General features: G+C 69.8%; 14 protein-coding genes. 3 read left to right on the plus strand and 11 right to left on the minus strand.

From position 1 onward, the window contains the following. Nucleotides 1–141 precede the first annotated feature (141 nt). The 3 genes from AC1XX3_RS14580 to AC1XX3_RS14590 form a co-directional block, all read right to left on the minus strand. Nucleotides 142–3,018, minus strand: a complete 2,877-nt coding sequence (locus tag AC1XX3_RS14580) for an aconitate hydratase (protein WP_483321859.1) — start codon at nt 3,016–3,018, stop codon at nt 142–144. Between the two features lie 62 nt (nt 3,019–3,080). Beyond that, nucleotides 3,081–4,259 (minus strand): class I SAM-dependent RNA methyltransferase, encoded by a 1,179-nt coding sequence (locus AC1XX3_RS14585; RefSeq protein WP_483321860.1) that lies wholly within the window; start codon nt 4,257–4,259, stop codon nt 3,081–3,083. Continuing rightward, entirely contained in the window at nt 4,256–6,250 is a 1,995-nt protein-coding gene (locus AC1XX3_RS14590) for an APC family permease (RefSeq protein ID WP_483321861.1), read from the minus strand. The genes AC1XX3_RS14585 and AC1XX3_RS14590 overlap by 4 nt, the downstream gene beginning before the upstream one ends. 120 nt (nt 6,251–6,370) lie before the next feature. On the opposite strand from AC1XX3_RS14590, the gene AC1XX3_RS14595 reads away from it, so the two are divergent. Beyond that, on the plus strand, nt 6,371–7,018 hold the full coding sequence (locus tag AC1XX3_RS14595) for a potassium channel family protein (protein WP_483322113.1): 648 nt from the start codon (nt 6,371–6,373) through the stop codon (nt 7,016–7,018). 2 nt (nt 7,019–7,020) lie between these two features. Beyond that, nucleotides 7,021–7,737, plus strand: a complete 717-nt coding sequence (locus AC1XX3_RS14600; RefSeq protein ID WP_483321862.1) for a potassium channel family protein — start codon at nt 7,021–7,023, stop codon at nt 7,735–7,737. Here AC1XX3_RS14600 and AC1XX3_RS14605 read toward each other — a convergent pair whose 3' ends face one another. The 7 genes from AC1XX3_RS14605 to AC1XX3_RS14635 all read right to left on the minus strand — a co-directional run bounded on the left by AC1XX3_RS14605 (nt 7,738) and on the right by AC1XX3_RS14635 (nt 13,573). Then, complete coding sequence (locus tag AC1XX3_RS14605; RefSeq protein WP_483321863.1) at nt 7,738–8,496, minus strand: DUF3159 domain-containing protein; 759 nt, start codon at nt 8,494–8,496, stop codon at nt 7,738–7,740. It abuts the gene before it with no gap. Then, the gene (locus AC1XX3_RS14610; RefSeq protein ID WP_483321864.1) at nt 8,493–8,873 is read right to left on the minus strand and encodes an OB-fold nucleic acid binding domain-containing protein; all 381 of its coding nucleotides are present in this window, start codon (nt 8,871–8,873) and stop codon (nt 8,493–8,495) included. The genes AC1XX3_RS14605 and AC1XX3_RS14610 overlap by 4 nt, the downstream gene beginning before the upstream one ends. Nucleotides 8,874–8,949: 76 nt before the next feature. After that, complete coding sequence (locus tag AC1XX3_RS14615; protein WP_483321865.1) at nt 8,950–9,759, minus strand: DUF3710 domain-containing protein; 810 nt, start codon at nt 9,757–9,759, stop codon at nt 8,950–8,952. 46 nt (nt 9,760–9,805) lie between these two features. After that, nucleotides 9,806–10,300, minus strand: coding sequence for a dUTP diphosphatase (gene dut, locus AC1XX3_RS14620; protein ID WP_483321866.1), 495 nt, complete (start codon nt 10,298–10,300; stop codon nt 9,806–9,808). Next, nucleotides 10,297–10,830, minus strand: coding sequence for a DUF3093 domain-containing protein (locus AC1XX3_RS14625; RefSeq protein ID WP_483321867.1), 534 nt, complete (start codon nt 10,828–10,830; stop codon nt 10,297–10,299). The genes dut and AC1XX3_RS14625 overlap by 4 nt, the downstream gene beginning before the upstream one ends. A gap of 170 nt (nt 10,831–11,000) precedes the next feature. Next, a complete protein-coding gene (locus AC1XX3_RS14630) occupies nt 11,001–11,303 on the minus strand; it encodes a DUF4193 domain-containing protein (protein ID WP_483321868.1) in 303 nt (100 codons plus the stop codon). Between the two features lie 92 nt (nt 11,304–11,395). Next, nucleotides 11,396–13,573 (minus strand): S9 family peptidase, encoded by a 2,178-nt coding sequence (locus AC1XX3_RS14635; RefSeq protein WP_483321869.1) that lies wholly within the window; start codon nt 13,571–13,573, stop codon nt 11,396–11,398. Nucleotides 13,574–13,696: 123 nt separating this feature from the next. Between AC1XX3_RS14635 and AC1XX3_RS14640 the strand changes: the two genes are divergently transcribed. Beyond that, nucleotides 13,697–14,812 (plus strand): glycerate kinase, encoded by a 1,116-nt coding sequence (locus tag AC1XX3_RS14640; protein ID WP_483321870.1) that lies wholly within the window; start codon nt 13,697–13,699, stop codon nt 14,810–14,812. A 37-nt stretch (nt 14,813–14,849) separates the two neighbouring features. On the opposite strand, the gene AC1XX3_RS14645 is transcribed toward AC1XX3_RS14640, so the two are convergent. Next, nucleotides 14,850–15,989 carry a ferrochelatase gene (locus AC1XX3_RS14645; RefSeq protein ID WP_483321871.1) on the minus strand — a complete coding sequence of 380 codons (1,140 nt, stop codon included), beginning with the start codon at nt 15,987–15,989 and terminating at the stop codon, nt 14,850–14,852. Nucleotides 15,990–16,010 lie beyond the last annotated feature (21 nt).

Here is a 16,010-nt window from a genome sequence, read left to right on the forward strand (position 1 = left end):
GGCACAGCCTAGGGCTCTCCCGTCGTCCTGACCAGAGTGATCAACAGGCCCGGAGAACGCGGCGAGCCGACCCGTCCGACCCCGGGGGCGGACGAGCCGGCTCGTGCGTTCGGTGCTGTGATCAGTCCCCAGTGCCCGCGGCTACTTCTTCAGCAGCGAGCGGAGGACGTACTGCATGATGCCGCCGTTGCGGTAGTAGTCGGCCTCACCCGGGGTGTCGATGCGCACCACGGCGTCGAAGCTGACGTCCCCGGCGCTCACCCGGACGGTCCGCGGCGTGCGGCCCTCGTTGAGCTCGGTGACCCCGGTGATCTCGAAGGTCTCCTCCCCGGTCAGCCCCAGCGACTCGGCGTTCTGGCCGTCGGGGTACTGCAGCGGGAGGACACCCATGCCGATCAGGTTGGAGCGGTGGATGCGCTCGTAGGACTCCGCGATCACTGCCTTGACGCCGAGCAGCGCCGTGCCCTTGGCCGCCCAGTCGCGCGAGCTGCCGGAGCCGTACTCCTTGCCGGACAGGATCACCAGCGGCGTCCCCGCGGCGATGTAGTTCTCACTCGCCTCGTAGATCGTCGACACCGGCGCGTCGGGCGCGGTGAAGTCGCGGGTGAAGCCACCCTCGGTGCCCGGCGCCAGCTGGTTGCGCAGCCGGATGTTGGCGAACGTGCCGCGGATCATCACCTCGTGGTTGCCACGGCGGGAACCGTAGGAGTTGAAGTCGCGACGCTCGACCCCGTGCTCGGTCAGGTATGCCCCTGCCGGGCTGTCGGCCTTGATCGCACCGGCCGGGCTGATGTGGTCGGTGGTGATCGAGTCGCCGAGCTTGAGCAGCACCCGGGCGCCGCTGATGTCGGTGACCGGTGTCGGCTCGGCCGGCATGCCGTCGAAGTACGGGGGCTTGCGGACGTAGGTCGACTCGCTGTCCCACTCGAACGTCTGACCCTCCGGGGTCGGCAGCGACTGCCACTGCGAGTCGCCGGCGAACACGTCGGCGTAGGAGTCGGAGAACATCTCCGCACCGATCGCCGACGCCACGATCTCGTCGATCTCCGCCTCGGTCGGCCAGATGTCGGCCAGGTAGACGTCGTTGCCGGCCTCGTCCTTGCCCAGCGAGTCGGTCTGCAGGTCGATGTCCATCGTGCCGGCGATCGCGTAGGCCACCACCAACGGCGGGCTGGCCAGGTAGTTCATCTTGATGTCGGGGTTGATCCGGCCCTCGAAGTTGCGGTTGCCCGACAGCACCGAGACGACGGCCAGGTCGCTGGCGTTGACCGCTTCGCTGACCTCGGGGATGAGCGGACCGGAGTTGCCGATGCAGGTGGTGCAGCCGTAGCCGACGAGGTTGAAGCCCATCTTGTCCAGGTACGGCGTCAGGCCGGAGCGGTCGTAGTAGTCGCTGACCACCTTCGACCCCGGAGCCAGCGTGGTCTTGACCCACGGCTTGCGGGTGAGGCCACGCTCGACGGCCTTCTTGGCCACCAGCGCCGCCCCGATCATCACGCTCGGGTTCGAGGTGTTGGTGCAGGAGGTGATCGCGGCGATGGTGACGGCACCGTGGTCGATCTCGAACTCCTGGCCGTCCGCGAGCTTCACCCGGGTCTTCTTGCTCGGCCGGCCGATGTCTGCGGGTACGTCCTCGCCGAACTCGTGCGGCGACTCGGACCGGCCGCCACCGTTGTGGCTGGGGGCGTCGGAGGCCGGGAAGGACTCCGCCACCGACTCGTCGTAGCCGTTGAGCTTGGGGGCGTCGTCGATCCGGCGGTCCGGGTCGGCCTGACCGCCACCACTCACCTGTGCAGAGCTTTCGGCGGCGGCATCGTCACTGACGTAGGCCCGCAGCGCCTCGCGGAAGCCCTGCTTCGCGTGAGCCAGCACCACCCGGTCCTGCGGCCGCTTCGGGCCGGCGATGCTCGGCACCACCGTGGCCAGATCGAGCTCGAGGTATTCGGAGTACTTCGCCTCCCGCTCGTCGTCGTGCCACAGTCCCTGCTCGCGTGCGTACGCCTCGACCAGGGCGATCTGCTGCTCGCTGCGGCCGGTGAGCCGGAGGTAGTCGGTGGTCTTGGAGTCGATCGGGAAGACGGCGATGGTGGAGCCGTACTCCGGGCTCATGTTGCCGATGGTCGCCCGGTTGGCCAGCGGCACAGCAGACACGCCGGGTCCGTAGAACTCGACGAACTTGCCGACCACGCCGTGCTTGCGCAGCATCTCGGTGATGGTGAGCACCAGGTCGGTGGCGGTCGCACCCTCGGGCAGCGCGCCGGAGAGCTTGAAGCCGACGACCCGCGGGATCAACATGGAGACCGGCTGGCCCAGCATGGCCGCCTCCGCCTCGATGCCGCCCACACCCCAGCCGACGACACCGAGGCCGTTGACCATGGTGGTGTGCGAGTCGGTGCCGACGCAGGTGTCGGGGTAGGCCTGGAGGACGCCGTCCACGGTCCGCGGGAAGATCACCCGGGCGAGGTGCTCGATGTTGACCTGGTGGACGATGCCGGTGCCCGGGGGGACGACCTTGAAGTCGTCGAAGGCAGTCTGACCCCAGCGCAGGAACTGGTAGCGCTCGCGGTTGCGGCCGTACTCGATCTCCACGTTGCGGGTGAACGCGTCAGCGGTGCCGAAGACGTCGGCGATCACCGAGTGGTCGATCACCATCTCGGCGGGCGCCAGTGGGTTGATCTTGGTCGGGTCGCCGCCCATGTCGGCCATCGCCTCGCGCATGGTGGCGAGGTCGACGACGCACGGCACGCCGGTGAAGTCCTGCATGATCACCCGGGCGGGGGTGAACTGGATCTCCCGGCTCGGCTCGGCCTGCGGGTCCCACTGCGCCAGCCCGCGGATGTCGTCGGCGGTGATGTTGGCGCCGTCCTCGGTGCGCAGCAGGTTCTCCAACAGCACCTTCAGGCTGTACGGGAGAGCGTCGGCACCCTCCACAGCGTCGAGGCGGAAGATCTCGTAGGACTCGTCGTTGACCTGCAAGGTGGCCTTGGCATCGAAGCTGTTGACACTGGCACTGCTCACGCTCATCTGATTATCTCCGGGGGTCGTCGGATGCAAACTCTCTCGACATCAAGATATCACCGTTACCCGGCGGTGTGCACGAGGATCGCGACACACTCGACGTGCTGGGTCATCGGAAACAGGTCGAAGGAACGGATCGACACCGGGGCATAGCCCAGACCGGCGGCGGTCTTCAGGTCGCGCGCCAGCGCCGCCGGGTCGCAGGCGACGTAGGCCACGGCGCGGGGCGCCCGGGCGGCCACCGCCTGCAGCACCGCCTTGCCGGCCCCGCTGCGCGGCGGGTCCAGCACCACCAGATCGGTGCGCTTGGGCATCCGGGCGAGCTCACGGTCCACCCGGCCGGCGGTGAACCGGACCCGGTCGGCCACGTCGGCGAGGTTGCGCCGGGCGGTGGTGATCGCCTGGCGGCCCTGCTCCACTCCCCAGACGCGGCAGTCTCGGTCGGCCAGCGCGCCAGTGAACAGGCCCACCCCGCAGTAGAGGTCGAAGGCGGACTCACCGGGTTGCGGGTCGAGCCCGTCCAGCACGGCGGCGACCAGGGTGTCAGCGGCGGCGGGGTGAACCTGCCAGAACCCGTCGGCCGCCACCTGCCACTCCCGGCCGGCGGCGTGCTCCACCACCACCGACTCCCCCACCGTGCGCCGGCCGTCGACGAGCAGGCTGCCGGGTGCGGCCACAAGCTCGGCATCGGGCGGGTAGCGATCGGTGTGCACCGGGGGCAGCAGCGGTGAGGCGATCGGGCAGCCCTGCTCCGGCAGTCTGACCACGTGGTGGGAACGGTGGGCCAGCAGACCGGCGTGGCCGTCGGCGTCCACTCGGTAACGCATCCGGGTCCGCCAGTTCAGGCCGTCGCGGGTCTGTGGGGTGCTGACCTGTTCGACCTCGCCGGTCCAGTCCAGACCGGCCAGCCGGGAGAGCTGCTCGGCCACCACCTGCTGCTTGAGCCGGCGTTGTCCGGCCAGGCTGACGTGCTGGAAGTCGCAGCCGCCGCACAGTCCGGGACCGGCCACCGGGCATCGCGGCGGGACCCGGTCGACGCTCGGCTCGAGGATCTCCACGGCGTCGGCGCGCCAGAAGCTGGCGTGGCTGGTGTCCGTCACCTCCAGCATCACCGACTCCCCCGGCAGCGCATGCCGGACGAAGATCACTCGGCCCTCGTGGCGGGCCACACAGTGCCCGCCATGGGCCACCGGCCCGACCTGCACCGGACCGAGGCGGGTCCTTGACCCCGGGCTGGTCATACCCGGTTCCGGCGGACGCGGGAGGCGTCCTCGCGCCGCATCCGGCGCACGGCGTTGTGGGAGGACTGCAGCAGGTACGGCACCGACGTGACCATCACGCCGGGGGTGAACAGCAGCCGGCCCTTGAGCCGCAGCGCCGACTGGTTGTGCAGGATCTGCTCCCACCAGCGGCCGACCACGTACTCAGGGATGTAGACCGTCACCACATCGCGCGGGCTCTCGCTGCGGATGTTCTTCACGTAGGCCAGGATCGGGTTGGTCACCTCCCGGTACGGCGACGCCACCACCTTCAGCGGCACCTCGATCCCGGCTTCGCGCCAGTCGGTGACCAGCCGCTCGGTCTCCTCCGTGTCGACATCCACCGTGACGGCCTCCAGGGCGCTCGGCCGCGACGCCTTGGCGAAGGCGAGCGCTCGAAGTGTCGGCTTGTGCAGCTTGCTGACCAAGACGATGGCGTGCACCCGGCTGGGCAACATCCGCGGTTCGCTCGGGTCCCACTCGGTCTCGCGCGCCACCGAGTCGTAATGCCGTCGGATCAGCTTCATGAGGGCGAACAGCGCCACCATGGCGATGATGGCGATGTAGGCGCCCTGGACGAACTTCGACAGCAGCACGATGACCAGCACCGCACCGGTCATGGTCAGCCCGACGCCGTTGATGATCCGTGACCGAATCATCTGCCGGCGGTTGGCGGGTTTGCTCTCCGTCTTCAGCAGCCGGGTCCAGTGCCGCAGCATGCCCAGCTGGCTGACCGTGAAGGAGACGAAGACGCCGACCACGTAGAGCTGGATCAGCGCGGTCACGTCAGCGTCGAAGGCGAGGATCAGCACGATCGCGAAGAAGGCGAGCACCAAGATGCCGTTGCTGAACGCGAGCCGGTCGCCGCGGGTGTGCAGCTGGCGCGGCAGATAGCCGTCGCGGGCCAGGATCGAGCCGAGCACCGGGAAGCCGTTGAAGGCGGTGTTGGCGGCCAGGAACAAGATGATCATGGTGGCCGCGACCACGAAGTAGAAGCCGGGCGGGAAGTTGGAGAACACGGCCCGGGCCAGCTGCCCGATGGCCGTCTCCTCGACCACCTCGACCCGCTCGCCGTTGAGGGTGTACCAGGACCGGCCGCTGTCGATCAGCTTGAGACCTGTCTGGTTGGCCAGCGTGACGACGCCCATCAACATGGTCACCGCGATGGTGCCCAACAGCAGCAACGTGGTGGCGGCATTGCGGCTCTTCGGCTTGCGGAAGGCGGGCACGCCGTTGGAGATCGCCTCCACCCCAGTCAGCGCCGCACAGCCTGAGGAGAACGCCCTGGCCAGCAGCGCCACCATCAGGAGGCCGCTGAAGTCTGCGTAGCGCGGGTCGCCCTCGATCCCGAACTGGGCGCTGTGGGCGCGGACCTCGTCGCCGAGGACGAAGATCCTGAACAGCCCATAGCCCACCATCCCGAGGATGCCCACCATGAAGCAGTACGTCGGGATGGCGAAGAAGGTGCCGGACTCGCGGACCCCGCGCAGGTTGAGTGACATCAGCAGCAGTGCGGCCAGCGCGGCGATCCAACCCTCGTGGCCGTCGATGCTCGGGAACACCGACTTCGCGTTCTGCACCCCGGACGAGATCGACACCGCCACCGTGAGCACATAATCCACCAGCAGAGCGGCGGCGACGGTCAGTCCCGCGTTGGGGCCCAGGTTGACGGTGGCGACCTCGTAGTCGCCACCGCCGGACGGGTAGGCGTGCACGTTCTGCCGGTACGACGCGACCACGACCAGCATGACCACGGCGACCAGGATGGCGATCTTCCAGGAGAACGCATAACCGGCGAGCCCGGCCAGCGACAACGTCAGCAAGATCTCGTCGGGAGCGTAGGCCACCGACGACAACGCGTCGGAGGCGAACACCGGCAGCGCGATCCGCTTGGGGAGCAGCGTCTCGCCCAGCTGGGCACTACGCAGCTTCCGGCCGATCAGCAGCCGCTTGCCGACATCGGACAGGCTCACGTCTTGACACTCTAGGTCATCGGTTCACCACGACTCCGCTGGCCGCCCGGGCCCGTACCGCCGCGCCGGGGCCCTACCGGCCCCGACACTGCTAGGTTTTTGCCCGTGCACATCGTGATCATGGGCTGCGGCCGCGTCGGATCAAGTCTGGCGCGTGGCCTCGAGCGCCGTGGTCACACGGTGGCGGTGATCGACGTCAACACCGACGCCTTCCGCCGACTGGGGCCGGACTTCAACGGGCGCACCGTCAAGGGCATGGGCTTCGACCGCGAGGTGCTGCTGGAGGCGGGCATCGAGGAGGCTGAGGCGTTCGCCGCCGTCTCCAGCGGCGACAACTCCAACATCTTGTCGGCCCGGGTGGTGCGGGAGACCTTCGACGTGCACAACGTCGTGGCCAGGATCTATGACCCGGGCCGGGCCGAGGTCTACGAGCGGCTGGGTATCCCGACCGTGGCGACGGTTCGCTGGACTGCGGACCAGGTGATGCGCCGGCTGCTGCCGGCCGGATCCGAGCCACAGTGGCGTGACCCCTCCGGGTCGGTCCGGCTGATGGAGGTGCACGTGCATCGGGCCTGGGTCGGGCGGACCATCGACTCGATGGAGGAAGCCACCGGCGCCCGGGTGCCGTTCCTGTTCCGGCTCGGCACCGGCATGGTGCCCGCACGCAGGACGCTGTTCCAAGACGGCGACCTGGTGTACGCCGCCGTCACCGACGCTCGGCTCGCCGACGTCGAGTCCATTCTCGGCGAACCACCTCAGGGAGACTGACGATGCGCGTTGCCATTGCCGGAGCCGGCAACGTCGGCCGTTCGATCGCGGCCGAGCTGTTGGAGAACGGGCACGAGATCCTGCTGATCGACCGTGACCCCCGGGCCATCAAGTCGAGCACGCTGCCGGAGGCGGAGTGGCTGCTGGCCGACGCCTGTGAGCTGTCCTCGCTCGAGGAGGCGGGGATCGACAGCTGCGATGTGGCCATCGCCGCCACCGGCGACGACAAGGCCAACCTGGTCATCTCGCTGCTGACCAAGACGGAGTTCGGCGTGCCGCGGACGGTGGCCCGGGTGAACCACCCCAAGAACGAGTGGCTGTTCAACGAGGTGTGGGGTGTCGACGTCGCCGTGTCCACGCCGCGGCTGATGAGCGCGCTGGTCGAGGAGGCGGTGACGGTCGGCGACCTGGTCCGGCTGCTGACCTTCCACGAGGGTGAGGCCAACCTGGTGGAGATGACACTGCCGGTGGACAGCCCTTGTGTGGGCGGGCGGATCGGCGACATGAACTGGCCAGGAGACGTGGTTCTGGTGGCGATCATCCGCGACGGCCACGCTCACGCTCCGGACCCTGACGGTTCGCTCGAGGGGCGTGACGAGCTGCTCTTCATCACCGCGCAGGACTTCGAGGACGAGCTGGCCAACCTGCTCGCGCCGCGGACGCCGATCACGATGTCAACCACTCCGACCCAGCGGGTGCAGTCGCCCGGTCTGGGCTAGTCAGGCCCCGCGGGTCTGGCTCCGGTCGGCCACGTCGTCGACCGCGCCGGTCGCGCCCAGCGAACGGGCGTACGCGGAGTCCTCCATCGGCGTCTTGCCCTTGGACAGCAGCAGACCGATCACGAACAGTGCGGCGAGCAGCAGCGGCCAGCCGAGGACGACCTTGGCGACGGCCAGCGCGACCACCGAACCCGACAGGAACAGCGGCAGCTGGATGACGAAGCGCAGCAGGTACGGCACCGCGATCACGGCGGTCAGCTTGCTGGTCATCCGGACCAGGCCACGGTCCGCGGTCCAGCCGGTGGGATCGCCGATGGCGGAGCCGATGAGAAAACCGACCAGTGGCTTGCGGATGACGATGGTGAAGGCGGACACCACGGCCAGGGCGCCGTTGTAGAGGATGCCGGGGAGGAAGATGTCCTCGGCCCGACCCGTCCGGGAGGCGATCACGGCCGCGATGGCGGTCGGGATGATCGCTTGGACCACGTACTTCACCGACTGCTTCTGGACCACCCGGACGACGCCGAGCAGCAGGGCCACCCCGAGCGCGGCCCCCAGAGCCGGGTAGAGCTGGCGACCGACGACCCAGGCAATGGTGAACCCGATGAACGGCAGTGCCGACTCGAGCATCCCGCGCGCGCCACCGAGGGTGGTCGAGAGCTGATAGCGGACGAAGTCCTCGACATAGCGGAACTGCTGCGGATCGGCGCCCGGCTGGTCAGTGCCGGGGGCCGGCACGGGACCGACCGGGGAACTCAAGACGACGACGCCTGGAACAGCTCGTAGCGCGGGTTGTACATCAGCCGTCGGCCCTCCTGACAGCTGATCCGGCCGGTGACCATGATCGACCGCCCGCACTCGATGCCGTCGATCTCGCGCCGGCCCAGCCAGACCAAGGTGACGGCGCCGGAGCCATCGCGCAGCTCGACCTCCAGCGCGGGATGACCCGCGCGGGGGCTGATCGTGACGGTGGCGATGGTGCCCGTCAGGCTCACCTGCTGCCGGTCCTCACAGGTACGGATCGGTACGGCGCCGGACTCACGCACCGTACGTTGCAGGTCCTCGGACTCGAGTTCCGCGTTGGACGACGCCATCCGGCGCAGCGCCTGCTGCAGTCGTCCCATCGGCTTGGACACAATCATCAACTCCTGGTCTCAAGCATGGCACCGCAGTCAAGGTGTGACCGCGAGATCGAACAGCCGTCGGCGGACATCACTCGTCAGCCGCGGGCTCGGCCGGCGTCAGGTTCTGCGGCATGACGAGCGGCAGCAGGTCGCCGGGCGCCATCGCCTCGTCGCCGCGGCGCACCACGACGTTGCGGAAGGCGGTCAGCATCTCGGCCACCGGTGACTCCAACCCGTCCTCGAGTGCCGCCTGGCCATAGACGATGCCACGCAACAGCCATCGGGGTCCCTCCGCCACCCACATCCTCGACGGCTGATAACCCTGTTCCCCGTCGGGGGTCTGGACCGGCAGCAGCCGGCGCAGCTCCACCCCGAACGGACCCTCCACGATCGATGCGGAGCCACCGGCCTCGGTCGCGTTCTCGATCATCTCGTCGCGCAGCTCCGACCACAGGCCACCGCTGCGGGGGGCGGCGTACGCCCCGAGCTCGATCGCGGAGTCCCCGCTGATCAGCATGGCGGAGATGATCTGCTGCGACTCCTCGGCGACCTGCAGCCGCAGCTCCGCTCCCGCGAAACCGGTGAGCACCATGGCGCCGAGGTCGATCCGCGGTGCGGTCTCGTCGGCCTCGACGTCGAGGTCGACCTCGGACACGTCCCAGGGTCCGTCCATCCGCCACTCCCGGGCGTCCAGGTCTTCGACGTCCAGCTCCGGCTCGACGCCGGCACCCGACTCATCGGTGCTCAACTCGTCGGTGCTCGACTCGTCGGGGATCAGGGCCGCGTCCTCGTCCGCCGCCGCGGCCACAGCACCGCGATCGGACTCGACCTCGTCGGCCTCGACCTCGTCGAGCTCGGTGGGCTCCTCGACGTTCTTCTTGCCCCGTCGAAAGATCATGACGTCCCCTGCCCGACGGGCCGGTGATCGCGTCGCACCTGCATAGTCATCCTGCCTCGAGATCTGGGGTGGCTGCGGCTGAGTGGCCCAGTATTCCCCCGGTGGACCCGTGCCCGCCAATCCCGCGGGCGGAGTCGGGCAATTGTGGCACGGCGACGAACTGCACAGACACGACCGGCTGCACCACCAGCTGCGCGATCCGGTCGCCCCGGCTGAAGGTGACCGGCTGGCTCCGATCGGTGTTGAGCAGGCACACCTTGATCTCGCCGCGGTAGCCGGCGTCCACGGTGCCGGGGGCGTTGACCACGGTGATGCCGTGCCGGGCAGCCAGCCCGGAGCGGGGGTGCACCAGACCGACGTATCCGTCGGGGAGGGCGATGGCCACCCCGGTGCCGACGAGGCGTCGTTCGCCAGGCTCCAGGACGAAGTCCTCGGTGCAGCGCAGGTCGGCGCCGGCATCGCCGGGATGGGCGTACGCCGGCTCGGCCAGGTCGGGATCGAGCCGCTGAAGCGGCACGGACAGGGGGTCGGGACGGCTCATCGCGGGCTGACTGGGGTGTGTGGGGCCTGGGTGTGTGGGGCCGGGGGGTGCGGGGCCGGGTGCTCCGGCTCGGCGGCAACCGGCGGGCGGCGCGTCATCCGCGCGTTCAGGGCGGCGGCCAGCTCGACCGGACGACGGCTGCTCACCAGCCAGTACGGCACCGGATCGACCGGGTCGTCGAGGGTGACCTCCACCGCCCGGTCCAGGTAGGGCCGCAGCACCAGGTAGGCACGGACGTCCGCCCGAGGGCCGCCGCGCTCTCGGGCGGCCTCCGGGTCGAGGGCCGTCGCGCCCGCCAGATAGCGCAGCTCGATGTGGGCCCGGCCGACGTGCAGCTCGGAGTCGGTCACCCGGATCACCACGGCGAAGTTGGCGAACGCGGCGGTGGTCAGAGCGAAGGTGGCCAGCCCGACCACGGCCCCGGCTTCGAAGCCGAGGTAGAAGCCGAAGGCGAGGAACAACGATGCGGCGAAGAGCACGTTGAGCACCCACCACATCACCGGCACCGACAGCCGTTCGCGATAATGCATGCGACCCACTCTAGAGGCGTGGCTGCCGGCGGCCGACGCCCAGGACGCCCGGCCCGCGGTCCACGTCACCGCCCTGGAACGCACGACCGTCCCGTGCCGGCTGGCACGGGACGGAAGAGGTTCGCGTCGGAGTGGGGTGGCGCGGGGTGTCCCCGCGCACTGCGCAGCGGTCAGCCGGCGCAGTCGTAGCAGAAGGCGTCGCCGTTCTTGCGCTCCTCGGCGATCTGGCTGCGGTGACGGACGAGGAAGCAGCCGGCACAGGTGAACTCGTCGGACTGGCGCGGCAGCACCCGTACGGTGAGCTCTTCGTGCGAGAGGTCCGCCCCGGGCAGCTCGAAGGCCTCTGCGGCCTCCGCCTCGTCCTCATCGACCTTGCCGGAGTTCTTGTCGTTCCGGCGGGTCTTCAGCTCCTCGATGCTGTCTTCGTTCAGCTCTTCTTCGGTCTTGCGTGGGGCGTCGTAATCGGTCGCCATCTTTCCCTTCCCGGGTAGTAATCCCAGATGTCACTGTCTGAGGCAGTGGGCATACATATCACATCTCGTGTCGGTAGTACCCTCGGCGCTGCCTATAACGCCTCCGGCCGAACAAAATTCCCCCCGCGCAGGTGCACGTCGAGGAAGGCCAGAACCGTCTCGTACCAGACGATCGAGTGCTGGGGCGTGAGCACCCAGTGGTTCTCGTCGGGGTAGTACAAGAACTTGTGCGGCAGCTCCTCGGGGGCGCCGTCGAAGCCGGAGACCAGGGCCCACCACAGGGCCAGCCCTTCCGAGATGGGGACCCGATAGTCCTTGTCGCCATGGATGACCAGCATCGGGGTGGTGATCTGGTCGGCGTAGCGGTGCGGCGAGTGCTCGACCTGCATCTGCGGCGACAGCTCTCGTGACCAATACCAGGACGCGTCGGTGGTCGGACCGAACGACTCGAGGTTCCACAGGCTGGCGTGCGTGACGATGGCGGAGAACCGATCGGTGTGCCCGGCCACCCAGTTCGCCATGTAGCCGCCGAACGAGCCGCCCATCGCCGCGGTGGTCGTCTCGTCGATGTCGTCGCGCTGCTCCACCGCGTCGGTGATCGCCATCAGATCGGTGTACGGCGCCGCGCCCCAGGCGCCCCAGCCCCGTTGGATGAAGTCCAGCCCGTAGCCGGTGGACAGGGCGGGGTCAGGCAGCAGCACGGCATAGCCGCGCGCCACCATCAGCCACGGGCACCACCGCCACGACCAGGAGTTCCACGAGCTCAACGGCCCGCCGTGGATCCACAGCAGCAGGGGTGCCGGTGCATCGGCGGACGCGCCCTCGGGCAGCAGCAGGAAACCCCGCACCCGGACGCCGTCGTCGGTGGTCGTCTCCACGTCGGTCAGGGTGCCAGGCAGCTCGGGGTAGTCCACCGGCGCGCGGAGCGTCCGGCTGCTCGCCTCGGCGACGTCGATCGCTACGACGGAGCCGGGGTCGAGATAGGAGCTGCGAACCGCGAAGAGGGTCGAGCCGTCGGCGGACAACCTGACCGAGCTGTGCGCCCCCTCCTGCGTCAGTCGTCGTCGCTCACCGGTGGCCAGGTCGACCGCGAACACCGGGCGATGTCCGTTCTCGTCGGCGGTGACATAGAGGGTCGCGTTGTCCCGGGAGAAGGCCACCGGCTCGGGCCAGGCGTCCCAGTCGTTCGCCAGCGGTCGCCCGGCCCCGGACCGGCGCTCGACCAGCCAGAGCTTCGAGTCGCCGGCGGTGTCGGCCGTCGAGCGGCGCTCGCGGACGCAGACCACCAGGCGACCGTCGTCGGAGATCACGGCGCCGCTGAACTCATGCTCCTCGCTGGCGACCGCGAGCAGGTCGCGGGCGCCGGAGGTGACGTCGATCACCGCCACCGATGACACCGTCTCGCCGCCACTGCGCGGGTCCAGCCAGTCAAGGACCGCGAACCGGCCGTCGGCGGACAGTGACGGCGGTCCACCGAGATGGCGGGCGGCGTCCGGCACCAGGTTGGTCAGGTCCGCGGCGGCGACCGAGCGCTCGCCGTCGACCTCGGTCAGGTCGCCGACCAGCAGTCGGGTCTCCTCCGGCCCGAGGTCGTGGTCCCAGAACCTGACCGGATATCCCTCATGCAGGATCGCCGCGACCTTCTTCTTCTTGCGCAGTGCGCGCTGGGCCGCGTCCTGGGCCTCGTCCTTGGTCTGGGCGTGCATCCCGACGGTGAAGACTGCCGTGTCGCTCAGACGGGCGGTGCTGATCCCCTGCCAGCCGCCGGAGCGCCGTGCCACCACGTACGCCTCCCCGCCGCCCGCGGGCAAGCACCACACGGCGCTGGTGCTCTCGTCGCTGTCCGGCTCCATCCCGGCCGGCGGGACAGCGCGCTTGGAGGTGAACAACAGGCTCCCGTCGGGCAGGAAGGCCGCTGCCGCCTCGCCCTCGACCGAGCGGGTCTGCCGTCGTGCCGGCTGCTCGCCGGACGGGTCGACGCTCCACCACGACGACTTGTACGTGGTCTGGGTGTGATCGATGGCGGAGACCGAGACCAGCAGCCGGTCGTCGGGCCCGAGCACCAGACCACCCAGGCGCGGCGCGGCCGCGTACGCCTCGAGGTCATGCCAGAGGGAACCGCTCGGCTCTGCCGAGGCAGCCGAATCGCTCGGCTGCGCCGAGGCAGCCGAATCGCTCGGCTCTGCCGAGGCAGCCGGATCGCTCGGCTGCGCAGCTGTGTGAGAATCGGGCTCGCCGAAGGGGCTGCTGCTGGTCGAAGGTCGGTTCACGGTTGCTCCTTGGGAGAGGGTCCACGATCGGGCTCGCGGCCGCAGTGTTTCACGTCGGACCGTCTGCCGTCGCCCCGGGTCACCCTCGCTGTCTAGAGTGACTCTAACTAAAAGGAGACCGCTTTGTCAGAGTTGTCGGTGATCATCTCACCCGACTCGTTCAAGGGAACGCTCGGTGCGGCCGCGGTGGCGGCTGCATTGGCCGAGGGCTGGCACCAGATCCGACCCGGCGATGCCCTGCGGCTGCTGCCCCAGGCGGACGGCGGCGAGGGCACCGTCGAGGCGGTGGAGAGCGCCCGGGCCGGCTCGGTCCGCCACTGGGTGGCCGACGTGGCTGGTCCGGACCTGACACCGGTGACCGGCTGCTGGCTGGAGCTGACCGACGGCACCGCGGTGATCGAGCTGGCCCAGATGTCGGGACTGCCGTTGATGACCTCGCTCGACCCTCGCGGCGCGACCACCCTCGGGCTCGGACAGGTGATCGCTGACGCGCTGGACCACGGGGTCACGTCGGTGGTCGTTGGCCTCGGTGGCTCCGCCTCCACCGACGGCGGCGCGGGTCTGCTGACCGCGCTGGGACTGCAGCTGCTGGACGCCGACGGCGCTCCCCTGCCCCCTGGCGGTGCCGCGCTCGCGGACCTGGCCTCAGTGTCCGGAACGGCGCGCCGAGCCGAATCGCTGACCGTGCTGACCGACGTACGCTCGCCGCTGCTCGGCCCCAGCGGTGCCGCTGCGGTGTTCGGGCCGCAGAAGGGCGCCTCTGCTGCAGACGTGGCGGTGCTGGACGCGGCCCTGGCCCGCTGGGCACAGGTGCTCGGCGGCCCGACCGACCTGCCCGGGATGGGCGCCGCGGGTGGCTGTGGGTACGGGCTGGTGGTCGGCCTCGGCGGGCAGCTGGTGCCGGGTGCCGGCTACGTCTCCGCCCTCACCGGCCTGGATGCGGCGGCTGCGACGGCGGACGTGCTGCTCAGTGGTGAGGGCCGGTTCGACGAGACGTCGCTGGTGGGCAAGGTCGTCGGACATGTACTCGGCCTGCCCGGTGCCCCCGGCGCCCGGCGTGGGGTGGTGGCGGGCCAGGTGGCCGGTTCGGTGCCGGGCGTCTGGACCCGGTCGCTGGTCGACCTGGCCGGGTCCGTCGCCGCGGCGATGGAGTCGCCGCAGCGCTGGCTGGTCGAGGCCGGGCGGCAGGCCGCGGCCGCGCTGGGCACGCCTCGCCCCACCGCCGGACCCGCCCGCTGACTCTCAGCGTCAGGCCGGACGGAGCTGACGCTCAGCGTCAGGCCGGACGGACCTGGCACAGAGCGGGCCGGTCCGGCTGGCGCAGGTTGAGGCAGCAGTCAGGCAGGCACTCGTAGCGCCCCACGGTGCCACCGTTGATCACCGCGGGAACGACCGACTCGTCTCTGGCCACCGCGGCACGTTCGGCCATCAGATCGACCAGGCCGGCCACAAAGGCCGGGTGCACCCCGGCGGTGTCCGCCCGGGCGAACGCGAGCCCGAGGCTGCTGGCGGTCGCCGCGGCCTCGGTGTCCAGGTCGTAGATGACCTCCATGTGGTCGGAGATGAACCCGATCGGCACCGCGACCACCGCGCGCACCCCCTCGTCGGCCAGTTCCGACATCCGGTCGTTGACGTCGGGCTCCAGCCACGGCTGGTTCGGCGGACCGGACCGTGAGCAGTAGACGAGCTCGGCCTCGAGGGCGGCTCCGCGCCGCTCGCTGACCTGGCGCGTGACCTCCGCCAGCACAGCCCGGTGCCAGTCGACATAGCCACCCTCGGGGCTCTTCGGCGGCGGTCCAGCCGCCTCGGCCATCGCGGTCGGGATGGAGTGGGTGACGAAGAGCAGCCGCGCGTTCACGGCGTCATCGCCGAGCGACTCCACGGCGGCCAGGGTCGCGTCGACCGATGCGGTGACGAAGCCCGGGTGGTGGGCGTAGTGCCGGAGCCGGTCCACCTGCAGCGCGGTGCCGTCGGCGGCGTCGTAGAGGTTCTCCCGATACTGCCGACACGAGGAGTACGACGGGTAGGCACTGGTCATCACCGCGAGCACCCGGCGGTGCCCGTCGGCCTCCATCTGGGCGAAGGTGTCGCCCAGGTACGGCTCCCAGTTGCGGTTGCCCCAGTAGAGCGGGACGTCGATGCCGTGCTCGTCGAACTCGGCCCGGAGGGCGCCGAGGAGCATGCGACACTGGTCGTTGATCGGGCTCCGGCCGCCGAACAGGAAATAGTGCTCCCCCACCTGGGCCAGCCGCTCCCGCGGAATGCCCCGACCACGGGTGACGTTCTCCAAGAACGGGACGACGTCCTCGGGTCGCTCCGGGCCACCGAACGAGACCAGCACCACCGCGTCGTACGGGGCCAGGTCGGCCCGCGGGTGGATCGGAGGCTGCTCGGCGGAGTTCGTCGTCTTGTTCATCCCTCGATCTAAGCAAACAGG

The sequence above is a fragment of the Microlunatus sp. M237 genome, from assembly GCF_056896895.1.